A 16,311-nucleotide genomic window follows, 5' to 3' on the forward strand; every position below is an offset into this window, starting at 1 on the left:
AATATATGCGGATTCAGTACATTCAGGAGAAAGGATTACTCTTTTTGATGAACGGTATAATGGATATGAAGCATTACTTATAGAGGATAATAGAGAACATCCATTATCTCCTGAGATTCAGTTTGTAGATAAAGATGCTGAAACAGAATTTGAAATTATCATTCTTGGATGCAGTAGTACTGATTTCGATGATGAATATACCGCCACCGAACAAGTACGACTAATCAACGGCGACTGGGTAAACAAAGAGTATCTGAAATGTAATGCTTTTGATTTCATTTCAATACTTATTCGCAATGCCAAAGGTCAGGTATATACGATATTGGAAATGGAATTATGTTAGTTAAATCGTCTGTAACAAGGTCGAGATAACAGCTGAACGCTGTCCCTCACCAACCCATTAATAACAACTTAAAGATGAACATAAAAAACAAGATATACCATATAGCCTATTTTCTCCTATTTGGAATAATAGTGGGTATTTTAAGGTGGTCTATATGTATAGTAGATACAAATGGAACAATGGATTTCACCCCATTTCTACAAACGTTCTTGTTGATAGTCGCATTGTTATTGTTTGTAATCTTAGATATTATTTTGCATAAAATAGCCTTGAGAGCGATTTCGATTACCATTCTATTGTGTTTCAATATATGGTCATATATCTACTATTTCAAAATGGAAGAATTGCAAGAATATTGGAGTGGACTTAAATATTCACCTTATGACGCATATCTTCCGCCCAATATTGATGATTTCATTTTTGTATGGTTGGCGAGCCAAATTCTTGTTTTTTATTTATTCTTGACAATATGTATTTCATATCTATTGAAAAGAAAAGAGTTATTAACGAAGCAGGATAACGGACAAGCCGTTCCCTGCTAACCATTAGTAATAACTTGATAAACATAAACGAAGTATGAATATAAATGAGATTATTTCTAAAATCAACAATATGAATCTTCAATCCGAAGAAGATTTGCAAGAGGTAGAATCTGTTTTAACTGAAATGGATAATGCTTTAATCGAGCCTTTATTTAGATTGCTTGAAAGGCATCCACATTTCAACTTTGGCAATCCCGGTCGTATAGTCCATTATTTGGAAAAACTTGATAATAATAATTATGCTCCTTTTTTATATGCTTCTATTCGTAGAGTACCTACTGAATATAATATATGGATGCTTAACAGATTCTTAAACTCTCTTGACACTTCCGAAAAATCAGAAGGTATAGTGATTTTAGAAGAAACATTGCAGAAAGATATTGATGAAGGACTTAGAGATTGGGTGAATGAATGTTTGGATGAACAGAAAGAGGAATGAATTATTACTAACAAGCCAAGTTAGCTGCTAAACGCAGCTCCTTGTCAAGCCATTAGCAAAAACATAAAGTCTATGAACAAAGAATACCATGTATTAGAAGTAGAGGACACAAGTTCTGCGGAGTTTACAAAGAACTATTGGAAAAAGCAGCCGAAATTCTCTTTGAGAGAATATATCAAAGAAAACGGTGCGTATCCTGAACAAATTCCCGATTTAAATCTTGAAATTAGGATTTATGATGATGTGGAATTTAATAGGCTGAATGATTTTATTTTCAGCCCGATAGAGCATTTGTGTATATCCGAAAAGGTCAAAAACATCATAGAACTTTGTTCTTTACCCGAACATCGGTTTTTTAATGTAGATGTTTATATGCCTAAAAAAAGGAATAAAGTAGATGCCAACTATTATGCTCTACATTATGACTTTACCTATATTCAAAATGATATATTAGGAATGATTGATTATGAAAAATCTAATATTCGGATAAAAACAAAAGCAGGAGAATACCACTTAGTAAGAGATAGAAAAGATGTAGAGAACTTGCCTATACATAACAAAACTATATCGGAAATGATAAGTAAGTTGTCTGAAACGGCAAAGCTAAGAGAAAAAAATCAGAAACAAATATCTACTTTATCTGAGGAGTATTGGAGTTTTGAACAAGTTGACAAGATATATTTTAATCGTTCTTTTAATTTTTCAATGGATTTGTTTCAAATACCCTACTTTTCATGGATGATTTATATATCTGACAAACTAAAAGAGGAACTTGAACGAAATCGCATTACAGGAATAACATTTTCAATTCCGGGTAATAAACAGTATCTTGTTCATAGACCTAACCCAATATTAGAATGGGTATAATATTTTGCTAACAAGGTCGAGCCAACAGCTAAACGCTGTTCCTCACCAAACCATTATAAACAATGGCTGAAAATAGCTTAATTCGTTAAAATAGAGTTCATCATGCTAATAGAACAATTTTCATATTTCACTTTTAGTTGTTTTCAATGCTCGTTAGAGGACATTGTAAAAACTTTAAGTGCTGATTTCTTAGAGAATGGCAGTCGAAAGTTATCGTTTAGACCATTCGTGTTTGATTTGTATGATAATAGTCCCTTAAAAGGTGGAGTGCATTTTGAGAAAGCATATTTCTTTGCACCTGCAACAAATAAAAATATCAGCGTTATGTATTCCAACTACTCGGACGGTTGGAATACTTTGGTTCGTTGCTTATCTTCAAAATTACAATGCGATTGTTACAATTTTCAAATCACTAATATAGATAGCTCTGATAGCATGAACTCTTTTCAATTCATACAAAATGGAATAGTTGTTAGGACTGTATATGCTATGAAAGACCCTAAATGGATTTTTTATGAAAATGGTATTGTCCAGTGGTTTGAAGATGAAAGCTATTATAAACGTAGGCTTATCAAAAATAGAGTGAATAAAGACATCCTACTATCGTATTGTACAAAACTGGGATTTGCAATAACAGAAGCTAAGTTTTGGGAAAGTAAGGATGCTATTTTATTTGAACGAATACAATAAGCTATTTTTCAAATCCAAATTGAGTTTATAACAAGGTCGAGTTAACAGCTAAACGCTGTTCCTCACCAAACCATTAGCTGTAATAGAAGCATGAAAAAGATTATTTTCTACATATCGGCAATTCTGTTTTGCTTGCCTATACAAGCACAACAGCGTTTCTTCGGTGTCATTCAGGATGCGGACGGATATGTAAATGTACGTGATACAAGTGGAACAGTGATAGGCAAATTATTGGATAATCATGTATTTGCCGATTGGGATGCACAAAAGAACCATAAAGAATGGCATAGCGTAGAATATGGAGCAGAAACGGGCATAACCAAGACTTGCCCGAATGGAAATACCTATACAGGAGATATCCATAAAAGCCGCATCCGTTATTTGGCAGATTTGCCACAGTTGAAGAAACAGCCGCAAAGTACGGATAAATGCCTTGTATATGCCAACGACACATTAACCATAAAGATAATCTTCCAAAAGTTTAATCCACAAAAACATGCCATTGTTTATGATTTGGAAGCAGGCTTTGTTCGGAGTATTGACGGTTGTTCTGACTTGACAGGCATAGATGATAATATTCCGCATGAAGAATACGCATCTGTCACCGTCAAGCACCCTGCCGGAATATTGGAATTTCCAACAGCATATATAGCACATCTATACGAACCGAGCCGAAACAATGTTGTCGTGGCATTGGGTAAAGGAAACTCACTGTTCATCAGCACGCAGAACAGTGACGGTGCAGGCGGATATTATGCCGTATGGACAGTAGAAAATTATCTTGTTAAAAGTCTGTTTGTGTTACATGACTTTTGACTAAAATACAGCTAACAACGCAGGATAACGGACGAGCCGTTCCCTGCTAAACATTAACATCAATAACACTAATAAGTATGAGAACGAAAATTTATTTAAGAACGCTGCTGATAGCCTTTGTTACCATATTGGGGCTGACAGCTTGCATGAATGAAGATGAGCCAAAGGACATCACAAAAGAAGTAACGATGTATGTTTCTTCTGAAACTGGAATTATGTATGATTTATTTGATTCGGAAGGAGAATTTCCGATAGAATGTATGCTCGTCAAGGAGCAGGGAGAGGATGAATATCGTCCTTTGGCATTCTGCGGTATTCAGGGCTTCGAATATGAGAAAGGCTATGAATACGATTTGCGTGTCAATAAGACAACTTTGGCAAATCCACCAGCAGACGGTAGCATATACAAATATCAGCTTGTTCGGGTCGTAGAGAAAAGACAGGTCGGTAACCCAAACGAAGCTGAATAATGCGTACAATATGATGTTAACGAAGCAGGGTAACGGCAAGCCGTTCCCTGCTATCCCATTATAAAACAATATGTATATCAAAGAACTATCGAAAGGAATAAAAATAAAAGGTTTTAAAAAGAATAGCTTAACTTGGTTATGCCAATGTGATCCTTTTGTTTATATGTTCAGAATTGAACCAGGCAAATATTGTGATAAAAATTGGCAATATTATACTTTGGAGATAGGAATCTATTCTTCAGATGTTTTTGCTTTGTGTTGGGGTAAAGTGCCAAAGGGTAAAAGTGTAAAAAATACAGATTGTTGTTTGAGAGGTAGCATTTCTGATTTCTTTCAAGAAAATGGCGACATTGAATTTTATGAAGATGTAGATGTAAAGGAATTACAAGAAAGAATAAATTTCTTAATTGAAAAAGATATTATTCCTTTCTTTAATAAAATAAAATCATTTGAAAAGCTATATAGAATAATGCTTTTCTACGAAGAAAAGGCTATTCAACAAGAATTGCATCAAATATATATTGCTTGTATTGAATATATAATGAATAAAAAAAATGATGCTTTAATACGATTAGAGAAAATCAATAATCAAGTATGGAAGAAGAAGGCACAAGAAGTAATAATGAGAATGACTAACAAACAACTAAGTGCTGAAAACAATTAGTTGCAACCCATTATCATCAATTTGAAATTGACATTATGAACTGGTATATTTATTGGTATTTTACAATTAGGTATTTCTTCTGGGGATTACTTGGATATGGTAGAGCTGGAAATAACATTGGCTTTTTGTTTTTCCATCTCCCATTTATTGCATTGATAATGGCACTGATAGCACCAATCCATTTTGTTCATGAAGCCAAATACGTTGCTTTCCTATCTGTTTCCATCTTATTTATGCTTATAAATGAAATCGTATTTTGGGATGATACAAAAAGATACCGAAGATGGGACAACCATTACAGGAACAATAACACCAACAGGAAGAATTGGTTTTTTGTTGCTATCTCTATAATAGGCATAGTAGGTTGGCTTTTTCTCCCGCTTCTACTTAAAGACTATTATACCAATAGGTAAATTGAGTTTATAACAAAGCGTGATAACGCCTACCAGCATTCCACGCTATCCCATTACTAACAATAGTGAGATGAATAAAACAGTTCAATCCATAGTATTATTGACAGCTTTCAGTGCTTTGCTGATAGCCATTACATTATTTTGTGGTGGCTTAGGCTTTGGTCGTCTGTTCGGTATATATGGCATTATGGAATATTGTCTTTTGGGTATGCTTGTAATCATAGATATACTGGTAATCTACAAGGTCTATAAACTATATGCAATGCAACCTAAAACCATAATGTTATTGTTGGGCTTGGAATGTTGCTCTATCTTTTTGTGGTTTGCCTTTATCAGTATAGACCAAAGTCTATTGGATTGGCAAATTACAAACTTCATATTGCAAGCTGTCAGTTTAGACGGCTTCATAGGAGATGAACGGGGATTGAATATGCTTGCAGTCTTGTGCGGCATTGTTTATCCCCTTATTGGGATTGGGTGTTTATTCACCGGATTGGAATTTGTAAATAAATTAGTAACAACGAAAGATAGCATCTGACGGTGTTCCTTTCCAAGCCATTATGAATAATAAAGGAATAAAAAATACAGATAACTATTTTGAACGAGTGAAGCAACGTGCCAACCGGACGAATTACAGATACTATTTTTTTGACTACCTATATTTCAAGGGAGAGGTTTGGGGCAAGAAGATAGGACGGATGTCAGGTTTTATACTGCTGTTTTGGTATTGGTGGTGGATAGTAGTTCTGCCCGGCAACTTTCTCCTGATTAACAGTGTACCGCAATGGTCGTCCTTACATCTTGGCTATTTAGGTGCAATGTTTTTGCTTATTTGTGTATTTATTCTTGCACGATACAGGAAAGCCCGTGTACAGGCATTGTTGAACCGCTACCGCCGCTCTAAGCATATCAGCGCGGTACAGGCATATTTTCTGTTCCTGCTGCCCTTTGTACTTTTCTTCTTAGAAACATGGCTGTTCGATGAATGGGGGTGGACGGATTGCGTGAGGTGGGATAAATGATATGTCATTCATATATAAAACATCAGATATGGAACAACGAGTTCATAACAAGGAAAGTTAACTCCTAAACGGAGTTCCTTTCCAACCCACTAATAATAATTGAGAGCATGAAAACAGTTATATCATTATTCTTTTTATTGTTGCCCCTAATGCAAGGTTGCGGGTTCGTATATGAACAGCATCTTACCGGAAACTACTACTTGATAGCGGTAGATACCAAAGATGATATGGACGTGTGTTATCACAGGCAGAAAGATGATAATGCACCCTATACGGGAATAACCGGAGCAAATGTTTATGCAGTGGGATATGACGATGAATTTATTCTTGTCAAGGCATATCGTGCTTTGAGGGACAGCATGGGCGTTTCCTTACAGCGTTATGACAAGAATACAACCGAATATTACATCATCCCCGTAAATAACACACAAGAAGCATGGGAAGCACAAGAAAACAAGTTCGGGGCATTCAGTAAAAAGGACTTTGAAGCTAAACGGAAAGAACTGGGAGTACCGGATGATATAACTTTCAAGAGGCTATAATATATATTATTAACGAAAAAAGTAATGAACCATGATACACTGGATAAAGAAACTGTTCGGGATAAGATGTCCCGAACGGATAACGGAAGAGTTGATAGAGCGTCTTCCTGCCGATAAACTCTGCCGGAAATATATAGACGGAGAACTGGCAAGCGACATGGAGAACGAAGTGTTCGACAGCATAATGTGCGCGGTGGAACTGCACGCGGAGGTCATCAACGGCGGTTTCAACCAATACTACTACAATTCCGGTGGCGAACGTGCGCAAAAAGCCGAGGACACCTTTGTCAAGCTCGGAGCAGACCGGATCGCTGATGTCGTGAAACGAGCCAACAACCAATATGCCGCCAACCGTGATGAACTGCAATCGGTATGGGACGGAACGAAGGAAGGATTCGCCCACGGCTATAAAGAGAAGCTCTTTGATGCCTTCGATGATGAGTACTATGCCTTGATGAAGACTGACCGGCAACTCTACACGATGATAGGCACATACATCAAACAGCATCCGCAGGAGTTTCTCACAGGAATGACCGAGTGATATTCAACATGATATTGTTACCCGAAGGACATGATAGATTATCTGTATTATCGGTTTTATAGACTATGGCTTCATTCCTCTTTGGCGGAAGGAGCCGTGTTTATGGGGATGCTTATGTTTTCGGTCATACTGAGTACCAACGTATTGACCGTATGGGGGATGCTGACCCGATACGGCATTGTCGCATATCCCTCCGATATTCAGTATTATATTATCGAGGGCGGCATTATTGCCTTGTTGAGCTGGCGGTTCTTTTTCAGGAAACGTTACGACAGGATTATAGCCAGATATGACGATGAAAGCCCGGTGCAACGCAAATCCGGTGCATGGGTTCTTGCGCTGTATGTAGTGTCTACCATTGCCGTTTTCTTCTTGGAAGCGTTGCAACGGCAAGGAAAAATATGACCGTGTTGGGATTTTCGGCAAGATTTGGAACTGCTTGTTACTTTATAAACCCGATATTTGCCGCAAAAACAACATGATGAGATTGACAGCCCTGCTACGGCACACAGCCGATATATATCCCATACATTCCGCAAGTCTGCAAAGCATAGCGGACAAGGCGGAAGAACTTGTAAAGAAACGTTACTCCGTAAGCCGTATGGTACGCGAAATGGAGAGTTTCACCCATGATGCAGAGGTGCTGCGCCTGATTGTCGGCACGTTCAAATCCGTTCCTGTCCAGCCTACATTGAAAATGCGTGACTACAAGCCTTACATGGCTCTTGTGGCATGCTCGCCTGAAGATTTTGCATTCTGCTACCTGTGCAATGACCTCGTAGCCGTCTATGAAACGGAGTACCGGACACCGGAACTGATGTTTTTCTGCGACCTGCTCCGCTGCATGAGGGGACGCTCCTATCTTAACTGCGTGACCAACCGGGTGTGCGACTACTTTTTCAGGGCGCGCCGTGACACCCTCCGCCATATCTCCAGCCCTCTGAAGGAATCTGAAATGCAATATGCGGAAAGCCGTCTGAAAGAACTGGAAAAAGCGGTCTTCCGCCTGAAAGTGAAGATGTATAAGTGGCACATCTTTACAGCAGAGGAGCTGGCAGGGATGTGTGGCATGAGCTATTCCCATTTCCGAAGCCGTTTTGAAGAATATTACGGCTGTTCCGCGACCGACTGGCTCCGGCAGGAGCGCATAAGCCGTATCAAGGAAGATCTTTCGTACCGTCCGGAACTTGCCCTGAAGGAAGTGGCTGAACGCAACCGGTTCCTCTCTGCAAGTAATTTTTCCGACTTCTGCAACCAGCAGGTTCTCAAGACACCCGGAGAACTGAAAAAAGAGGGATATGAGGAATGGTGCGAGAGAAGGATGAAATACTGGAACAGTGAATCATGAGCGCGTTTCCGGCAAGATTTGGAAGATGCGGCTATAGCGGCACGCATATTCCTGACAAATGAGAAGTTTCGCAATCATTATATATACGGCTTATGAAATCCTACCGCATATTAGTAGCCGCAGGCTACATTTCCATATTCATCCTGTCACTGCTGGTAGCCTATACCTACCATAACGAACAAAACACATTGGCTCTGTCCGAGGAGGAAAACCGTAAGGCAAGCGAGTTGCGAAAAAACATAAACCGCCTGAACATACGGATTACAGGGCTGTCATTGCTGGGAGAAACCGTATCGGAATGGAAAGAGGGCGATGCAGAACAATACCATCAGCAAAGAATGGTAATTGACAGTACACTGTGTGTCTTCTGCGAGGTGTTCAGTTCGGAACGTGTCGGGATAGACAGCATCCGTGACATATTGGCAAGCAAAGAAGTACAGATGAGGGAGCTGGCGGATATACATTCCCGTCAGAGGACACTCAATAGGCGTATAGCCGATAAAGTGCCGTTCATAGTCCGTCAAAGCGCAAATGAAAGCCCCCGCAAGACTAAACGCAAGGGGTTCTTGGGCATCTTCGGCAAAAAGGAGGAAACAAAACCCTCGGCAACAACCTCGATGCTCTGTTCTCTTAACAACGATGTGATTGCCAAACAAAAAGCCCAGAACCGGATACTTAGCGAACAGACCGACAGCGTTGCCGCACATAATGCAGCCCTAAACAGCCAATTACGTAGGCTTATCCGTCATATCGACAACAATGTTCAGACCGACCTGAAAGAACGAGAAACCGAGATAGCCACCATGCGTAAGAAGTCGTTCAGGCAAATTGGCAGTCTGGCATTATCCATACTTCTGTTATTGCTCGTATTGTTCATAATTATACATAGGGATGCCATCCGAATCAAACGATACCGACTGAAAACATCGGATTTAATCGGACAACTTCAACAGTCTGTTGAACAGAACGAGGCACTGATAGCCTCCCGCAAGAAAGCGGTTCATACCATCACCCATGAGCTGCGCACACCGCTGACGGCAATCACAGGCTATGCCGGGTTGATGCAGAAAGATTGTAACACGGACAAAATCAAAGTGTATGCTCAAAATATCCGGCAATCTTCTGAGCGTATGCGTGAAATGCTCAATACGCTGCTAAGTTTCTTCCGTCTGGACAACGGCAAGGAGCAGCCGAACTTTGCCCCGTGCAGAATTTCAACAATCACCCACACTCTTGAAACGGAGTTTATGCCTGTTGCAATAAGCAATGGTCTGGCTCTTACGATAAATTGCCACACGGATGCCGTTGTTTTGACCGATAAGGAATGTATCTTGCAAATCGGGAATAATCTTCTGTCAAATGCCATCAAGTTTACCGAAAGCGGCAGCGTATCTCTGACAACGGATTACACTAACGGGATGCTGACACTTATCGTCGAAGATACGGGGACGGGCATGACCGAAGAGGAGCAACAACGTATATTCGGTGCATTTGAACGTCTGTCAAACGCCGCTGCAAAAGACGGCTTCGGGCTGGGATTGTCCATCGTGCAGCGTATCGTGACAATGCTCGGCGGCACAATCCGGCTGGAGAGCGAAAAAGGCAAAGGCAGCTGTTTAACTGTGGAAATCCCCATGCAGACAGCCGAGGAAATTCCGGAACGGATAAATCAAGCACAGGTTCATCATAACCATACATTCCACGATGTGGTTGCCATCGACAATGACGAAGTGCTGCTCCTGATGCTGAAAGAAATGTATGCACAGGAAGGGATACACTGCGATACCTGTACCGATGCTGCGGAACTGATGGAACTGATACGAAAAAAGGAATACAGCCTTCTTCTGACGGATCTGAATATGCCGGATATAAATGGTTTCGAGTTGCTGGAACTGTTGCGCACTTCCAACGTTGGCAATTCAAAGACTATCCCGGTAGTCGTGACAACCGCTTCGGGCAGTTGCGGCAAAGAGGAACTTATAGAACATGGATTCACAGAATGCCTGTTCAAGCCGTTCTCTATATCTGAACTGATGGAGATTTCAAATAAATGTGCCATGAATGCGGCACAAAATGAAAAGCCGGATTTCACATCCCTGCTATCCTACGGCAATGAATCCGTCATGCTGGAGAAACTGATTACGGAAACCGAGAAGGAAATGCAGGCGGTTCGGGAGGCGAAACAACGGAAAGACCTTCAGGAGCTGGACGCCCTTACACACCACCTGCGCAGCTCGTGGGAGATACTCCGTGCCGACCAGCCGTTAAGGGAACTATACAAATTGCTTCATAGCGATGGCACGCCTGACGATAAAACAATTGGTAATGCTATAAAAGCTGTGCTGGATAAGGGTTCGGAGATAATCCGGCTGGCAAAAGAAGAAAGGAAGAAATATAACAATGGATAAGACAAAAATCATCGTGGTGGAGGACAACATCGTGTATTGCGAGTTTGTCTGCAACCTGCTGGCACGTGAGGGATTCCGTACCGTGCAGGCGTTCCACCTCTCGACCGCGAAGAAATATCTGCAACAAGCCGCAGACGGGGACATCGTGGTTTCAGACCTGCGTCTGCCCGACGGCAACGGTATCGACCTGTTGCGCTGGATGCGCAAGGAAGGCATGATGCAGCCGTTCATTATCATGACCGACTATGCCGAAGTGCATACGGCGGTCGAAAGTATGAAACTCGGTTCGCTGGACTACATACCCAAACAACTCGTGGAGGACAAACTTGTACCTCTGCTCCGTACCATACTGAAAGAGCGGAATATCGGGCTCAAGCCGAAAGCACGGTGCATATGTTAAATTGGGCAATTAGAAGTGTTAAATTTTTAGGCGTAGAGTTTGACTAATCGGAAGATGAAGAAGTCGCGGTCCCGGACACCACGCATTTGTGAGCGAAATATTTTGACTTTAGAGTTGAATGCCTCGGCAGAGGCATTGGTCGCACGACGACGGAAATAGTTCAGGATTGTTGGGGCGTGGTTCTTGAATGTTTTGATTACCGAGCGGAAGTTGTTGTTACCCAATGCCATTACCTTTTCATACCACTTGTTCATCCTCCCCATGGCTTTTGTCGGTGAGATTTTAGCGTTGAAAATCTTGCGCAGCTCCATCGCAAGGCTGTATGCAGCCTTCAACATTGGATAGTATTTGAACAGTATGTTGACACGATGGCGCTGTATGTCAGTCCATTTGTTCTGCGACATCATCAGAGTGTGTTTGCTGCGGGCCAGTATCTGGCGCATGGTCTCTCCGTTGGAGTACGTTACCGGCGGTTCGGACTTGTTGCGGTTGTTTTCCTCTGCGATGAGCTGTCGGCGAATGTCAATGCGGATTTCGTCAACGGCCTCATTATAGACCTGTTGGACATGAAAACGGTCGTTGACTACATGGGCGTTATAGAACACTTCTGCGGCTATGAGCATCATTGATGGCGAGAGATCGCAGGTCACTTCCTTGACCCTGCGTCTGATTGATTTCTCCATAGCTCCGATGAGTATGGATATAATTTCGTCACTCTTTGTTCCGGGAATGGCTGCCGCAAGTGTTCCCTTGCCTCCGTGGCCGTCCTTGTTGGTCAGGAACGTCCATACCTCCCCGTTGCTCAGACACGTCTCATCAAGACTCATGTAAGGGCCGATATTATCGGCGTTGAAATAGAACCCACAGCCAAGCTCCTGTTCGCACCAGTCGGCGTAACCGCTTATCTTATTGCGGTACAAGTCGGCAAAATGTTTGCCGTTGACGCAGTACATCTGCGCTATCTGTTTAATCGACAGGGCTGTCGTCTCCACCTTCGTCTTTTAAAAAAGCCACGAACTCGGCGCTGAGTCGTGTTCCTTCCTCGTTGGGAAGTTCGAGATTGTAGCTGAAGATTTCGTTGGTCTGCCTGTCCCACCACTTGTTCTTGCGCATGTGAAGAAATACAGGCCGTCCACGCATCGGATAGTCCTGTATTGTTACATAATCCGTATAGCCTCGCGCTACGATATTTGGATTACGATAGTCTTCATCAGACAGTTTCTTCTTTTCGTCAAGCCATATGTCATAGGACTGTTCCGTGCGCTCGAAGCGCACCATTTCAAATAGTTCGTCCATGCCCTCGGGCAGGCACATCCATATTGCATCTGCGGTTTTCATGCCACAAATTTAACACTTTTCTCAAAATTCATGCACCGTGCTTTCGGCTTGACCCGAATATCGGGCGAAGCCGTATGCCCGTCTTTGCCCGTGACGGTTCCGCCTTTCAGAAAATCATGCACCGGATAAGGCTGGTAGCCCCCACCGACATGAGCGTGCTGATATTCGGGGAGAACGGTACGGGCAAAGAGCATATCGCCCATCTGCTGCACGACAAGAGCAAGCGGGCAGGAAAACCGTTTGTGGCTGTGGACTGCGGTTCACTCACCAAAGAGCTTGCACCGTCGGCATTCTTCGGACACGTCAGAGGGGCGTTCACCGGTGCGGACAGTGCCAAGAAAGGATATTTCCATGAAGCCGAAGGCGGCACGCTGTTTTTGGACGAAGTGGGCAACCTTGCACCGGAAACCCAACAGATGCTTCTGCGTGCCATACAGGAGCGGCGATACCGCCCCGTTGGTGACAGGACGGATAGAAGTTTCAATGTCCGTATTATCGCTGCCACCAACGAGAATCTGGAAAAGGCGGTCAATGAAAAGCGTTTCCGGCAGGACTTGCTGTACCGTCTGCACGACTTCGAGATAACCGTTCCGCCGCTGCGTGATTGTCAGGAAGACATCATGCCGCTGGCAGAGTTTTTCCGCGAGATTGCCAATAATGAATTGGAGTGCAAGGTTAGCGGATTCAGCTCCGAAGCACGGAAAGCGTTGCTGACCCATTCATGGCCGGGCAACGTGCGCGAGCTTCGTCAGAAAATCATGGGCGCGGTGTTGCAGGCACAGACGGGACTTGTCACGAAAGAGCATCTGGAACTTGGAATAACCGAAACAACCTCTGTTACCAGCTTCTCCCTGCGCAACAAAGAGGAAGATAAAGAGCGGATTATACGCGCTTTGAAGCAAGCTGACGGGAACCGCAAGGTCGCCGCCGAACTGCTTGGAATAGGCAGGACAACACTCTATAATAAACTGGAAGAATATGGATTGAAATATAAATTTGAGCAATCATAGCCCGCAATTCGCTGAAAATGGCTATCTTTGCATGACATATCAGAAGGTAACGGCGATTGGCAGAGCCTTTTGCCGCCTATATATAACATAAGACCGCAAGGCGTCCTAATGGGAATCTGGAAAATTAACATTAACAGGAACTATTGCGTGATTGCTTATGCTATGCCTACGCATAGCGTGCATTCACCTATTCCTGTTAAGGGCATTCCAGAGCCTCCATTAGAAGTAGTGTGATTTGCACGCTACTTTTTTGCCCTTGCCTAACGAAAGGAAACGATAATGGGTAAAGTACAGATTCTTGCCGTCCTCACGATGGACGGATGTCAAAGCTCCGAGTTGTATTGCAAAGCGTATAAGGAACTGCGCCTTGAAGATTGCGGTATCAACGAGATAAGGGAAAACGCCCTTTATCATATCACACCGGATTATTCCATCTCCATGCTTGACGAATGGCGGAAATCCACAACAGACATCTGCTATCTGGCGGAAGCCACTCCTGAAAAGGCGGACTACATCAACGGGCTGCTGCGTATGCGTGTGGTGGATGAAATCATACTATACACAATTCCTTTCATTGCCGGAACGGGAAAGCGTTTCTTCCAGTCCGTCTTGCCACAGGAACAATGGACGCTGACCTCACAGAAAGCATACCGCAACGGAGTGGTCCGCCATATCTATAAAGTGTGCGTTTGATGTCCGGAAAATGGACTAATGTTCAGTAGATTAACACCTTAAGTTGAATACAACTCCTGTCGGATAAATAAATTTTGAAATTATTACTCTGAAATCCAGCATATTGCAGACTATGTGCCGGATTTTTTGTTTGATGTACATGATTTTTGCCAATCATATTCATGTGCGCATACCGAAAAACAGAGTGTAAAATTTCAAAATTGACAGGACATGAATTATTTTTTATTGGCGGAAACCGAGTTCTTCCGCCGTATAAACGAAGCCGGTGACTGCAATATGGAAACGGCATACACGGCTTTCGCCACCCAAGTGATCGAACTGTGCAGCGGCAGCGCGGATACGGACCGTACCATCATCGCACTGGCATACATAGAAATAGAGTTGCAGCACCATCCCGTGCGCAACCTCTCCGAAGAGAAAAGGGAGGCTGCCATCTACGTCAGCAAGGCTCTCTCTTTCGTGAGGAAGATGCAAAAGCTCCTTGCCGCTCCCCAAGTGCCACCACTGATCCCCGTCCGTACGTCCGCCGAAAACACAACCGAAAACCCCGCCTCGCCCTTGCAGTGGACAGGCAACGCCATCGACCTCGTGGAACTGATCTACGGTATCAACGAGATGGGCTGCATCAACAACGGCAACATGCCGCTCAAACAGCTCGCCCCGCTCCTGTACAAGATATTCGGCGTGGAATCGAAGGACTGCTACCGCTTCTACATCGACATCAAACGCCGTAAGAACGAGAGCCGCACCTACTTCCTTGACAGGATGCAGGAGAAACTCAACGAGAAGATGCAACGTGACGAGGAATTGGAACGCATGAGAAGATGAACCACCATCCGGACAGGAAAGACGGAAAATAAGGGGCAATCATCTGTTTTCCGTCTTTTTTTGTTGCATCATATTGACAATCATGGAAATAAATGCCGATATTTGCAGCCGGAACAGAAGCAGGATAAAGAAATGGCAAAAAAGAAGAAGAAACAGAACGGGTACTACTGCCGGATTTGCGGTGACTACAAGGCGAATGAGAAGTTCTCCGGCAAAGGACACGCACAACATATCTGTAAAAGCTGCATGTCCGCCATGCGCAGCGGCAAGAATCCGGAGGATATTCTGCCGGAACCGTTGCCTGTGAAGCGTGAAACGACACGTTTCAAGAAACTGGGTAAAGAGGAAAAAGCCGTGCTTAAAGCGTTTATCTCCGAAGTGGTAACCGAATACTGGCAGGAAAACAGGCAGATACCGTTTGCGGAAAGTTTTTCCGAACTTAAAAAATATATCATCGGAACTTATGATGAGGAATGCGGCATACTCCTGAAAGATGACGCGGAACTGAAGACCTACTTTCAGACACATACGGTAACGACCATAAACAAATTGCTGAAAGAGGAAAATCCGGAAAACGAAGGGTAACGAAAACGGGCGGAACAAGGTGTCAAACTTGCCCCGCCCGTTTTCGTTACCGCCTGCCGGCTATTTCTGCTGCAACAGATGCTTCAGGTTCTCGTCACCCGCGATGCGCTCCAGCTCGTCGGCGACAATCTGCTTCACCTCCTCCTTGATGCGCCTGTAATTCGCCTGCACCGTTTCCTTCATGCAGTCGTTGCCGTCCCCGTCCGTAAAATCGGTAATGACGGGTATCGGCTTGTAGGCTTTCTCCTCGCGCTTGACCTTCTCGGCATCCACGACAATCTCACAGTGGAAAATCTTCTGCTCGATACGCTCGTTGAAGTTGTCGGACACAGAACCGACAAACATGCCCTGC

Annotated in this window: 19 protein-coding genes and 4 pseudogenes; 20 read left to right on the forward strand and 3 right to left on the reverse strand. The window is 43.1% G+C overall.

Features of this window, described 5'->3' with window-relative positions; genetic code table 11:
• The 16 genes and pseudogenes from HPS55_RS13355 to HPS55_RS13430 form a co-directional block, all read left to right on the forward strand.
• Positions 1–343, forward strand: a pseudogene (locus HPS55_RS13355) (hypothetical protein); the annotation flags it as partial.
• Between the two features lie 576 nt (positions 344–919).
• The gene (locus HPS55_RS13360; RefSeq protein WP_068960249.1) at positions 920–1,324 is read left to right on the forward strand and encodes a hypothetical protein; all 405 of its coding nucleotides are present in this window, start codon (positions 920–922) and stop codon (positions 1,322–1,324) included.
• A gap of 72 nt (positions 1,325–1,396) precedes the next feature.
• Positions 1,397–2,191 (forward strand): hypothetical protein, encoded by a 795-nt coding sequence (locus tag HPS55_RS13365; protein ID WP_123400569.1) that lies wholly within the window; start codon positions 1,397–1,399, stop codon positions 2,189–2,191.
• Between the two features lie 102 nt (positions 2,192–2,293).
• Entirely contained in the window at positions 2,294–2,881 is a 588-nt protein-coding gene (locus HPS55_RS13370; protein ID WP_068960248.1) for a hypothetical protein, read from the forward strand.
• A gap of 90 nt (positions 2,882–2,971) precedes the next feature.
• Positions 2,972–3,697, forward strand: a complete 726-nt coding sequence (locus HPS55_RS13375) for a hypothetical protein (RefSeq protein WP_172325017.1) — start codon at positions 2,972–2,974, stop codon at positions 3,695–3,697.
• Positions 3,698–3,774: 77 nt separating this feature from the next.
• A complete protein-coding gene (locus HPS55_RS13380) occupies positions 3,775–4,167 on the forward strand; it encodes a DUF4377 domain-containing protein (RefSeq protein WP_068960247.1) in 393 nt (130 codons plus the stop codon).
• A gap of 70 nt (positions 4,168–4,237) precedes the next feature.
• Positions 4,238–4,831 (forward strand): DUF4304 domain-containing protein, encoded by a 594-nt coding sequence (locus tag HPS55_RS13385; protein ID WP_065538024.1) that lies wholly within the window; start codon positions 4,238–4,240, stop codon positions 4,829–4,831.
• 35 nt (positions 4,832–4,866) lie between these two features.
• Positions 4,867–5,244: a hypothetical protein gene (locus tag HPS55_RS13390; protein WP_065539097.1), complete on the forward strand. Its 378-nt coding sequence runs from the start codon at positions 4,867–4,869 to the stop codon at positions 5,242–5,244.
• A gap of 70 nt (positions 5,245–5,314) precedes the next feature.
• Positions 5,315–5,782 carry a hypothetical protein gene (locus HPS55_RS13395; protein ID WP_172325018.1) on the forward strand — a complete coding sequence of 156 codons (468 nt, stop codon included), beginning with the start codon at positions 5,315–5,317 and terminating at the stop codon, positions 5,780–5,782.
• A gap of 22 nt (positions 5,783–5,804) precedes the next feature.
• Positions 5,805–6,266 carry a hypothetical protein gene (locus tag HPS55_RS13400; RefSeq protein ID WP_121737092.1) on the forward strand — a complete coding sequence of 154 codons (462 nt, stop codon included), beginning with the start codon at positions 5,805–5,807 and terminating at the stop codon, positions 6,264–6,266.
• Positions 6,267–6,373: 107 nt separating this feature from the next.
• Positions 6,374–6,808, forward strand: a complete 435-nt coding sequence (locus HPS55_RS13405) for a DUF3997 domain-containing protein (protein ID WP_120470852.1) — start codon at positions 6,374–6,376, stop codon at positions 6,806–6,808.
• A 31-nt stretch (positions 6,809–6,839) separates the two neighbouring features.
• The gene (locus HPS55_RS13410) at positions 6,840–7,349 is read left to right on the forward strand and encodes a DMP19 family protein (protein WP_172325020.1); all 510 of its coding nucleotides are present in this window, start codon (positions 6,840–6,842) and stop codon (positions 7,347–7,349) included.
• A 30-nt stretch (positions 7,350–7,379) separates the two neighbouring features.
• Positions 7,380–7,754, forward strand: coding sequence for a hypothetical protein (locus tag HPS55_RS13415; protein ID WP_065538018.1), 375 nt, complete (start codon positions 7,380–7,382; stop codon positions 7,752–7,754).
• 73 nt (positions 7,755–7,827) lie between these two features.
• Complete coding sequence (locus HPS55_RS13420) at positions 7,828–8,697, forward strand: helix-turn-helix transcriptional regulator (RefSeq protein ID WP_253947659.1); 870 nt, start codon at positions 7,828–7,830, stop codon at positions 8,695–8,697.
• A gap of 92 nt (positions 8,698–8,789) precedes the next feature.
• Positions 8,790–11,105 (forward strand): hybrid sensor histidine kinase/response regulator, encoded by a 2,316-nt coding sequence (locus HPS55_RS13425; protein WP_172325022.1) that lies wholly within the window; start codon positions 8,790–8,792, stop codon positions 11,103–11,105.
• Positions 11,098–11,475, forward strand: a pseudogene (locus HPS55_RS13430) (response regulator); the annotation flags it as partial. The gene HPS55_RS13425 and the pseudogene HPS55_RS13430, both read left to right, overlap by 8 nt.
• A 56-nt stretch (positions 11,476–11,531) precedes the next feature.
• On the opposite strand, the gene HPS55_RS13435 reads toward HPS55_RS13430, so the two are convergent.
• Both HPS55_RS13435 and HPS55_RS13440 read right to left on the reverse strand, forming a co-directional pair.
• Positions 11,532–12,497 (reverse strand): ISAon1 family transposase, encoded by a 966-nt coding sequence (locus HPS55_RS13435; protein ID WP_237613087.1) that lies wholly within the window; start codon positions 12,495–12,497, stop codon positions 11,532–11,534.
• Positions 12,472–12,843, reverse strand: a complete 372-nt coding sequence (locus HPS55_RS13440) for an ISAon1 family transposase N-terminal region protein (protein WP_107037111.1) — start codon at positions 12,841–12,843, stop codon at positions 12,472–12,474. Before HPS55_RS13440 ends, HPS55_RS13435 begins: the two co-directional genes overlap by 26 nt.
• 62 nt (positions 12,844–12,905) lie before the next feature.
• On the opposite strand from HPS55_RS13440, the pseudogene HPS55_RS13445 reads away from it, so the two are divergent.
• The 4 genes and pseudogenes from HPS55_RS13445 to HPS55_RS13460 form a co-directional block, all read left to right on the forward strand.
• A pseudogene (locus HPS55_RS13445) lies at positions 12,906–13,853 on the forward strand (sigma-54 interaction domain-containing protein); the annotation flags it as partial.
• 279 nt (positions 13,854–14,132) lie between these two features.
• A complete protein-coding gene (locus HPS55_RS13450; RefSeq protein WP_123400019.1) occupies positions 14,133–14,546 on the forward strand; it encodes a dihydrofolate reductase family protein in 414 nt (137 codons plus the stop codon).
• 210 nt (positions 14,547–14,756) lie between these two features.
• On the forward strand, positions 14,757–15,374 hold the full coding sequence (locus HPS55_RS13455; RefSeq protein ID WP_123400017.1) for an RteC domain-containing protein: 618 nt from the start codon (positions 14,757–14,759) through the stop codon (positions 15,372–15,374).
• Between the two features lie 132 nt (positions 15,375–15,506).
• The gene (locus tag HPS55_RS13460) at positions 15,507–15,959 is read left to right on the forward strand and encodes a hypothetical protein (protein WP_123400041.1); all 453 of its coding nucleotides are present in this window, start codon (positions 15,507–15,509) and stop codon (positions 15,957–15,959) included.
• 60 nt (positions 15,960–16,019) lie between these two features.
• On the opposite strand, the pseudogene HPS55_RS13465 reads toward HPS55_RS13460, so the two are convergent.
• Positions 16,020–16,311 (reverse strand): annotated as a pseudogene (locus HPS55_RS13465) (conjugal transfer protein TraG); the annotation flags it as partial.

Source organism: Xylanibacter rodentium, assembly GCF_013166575.1.
GTDB classification, from domain to species: Bacteria; Bacteroidota; Bacteroidia; order Bacteroidales; family Bacteroidaceae; genus Prevotella; species Prevotella rodentium.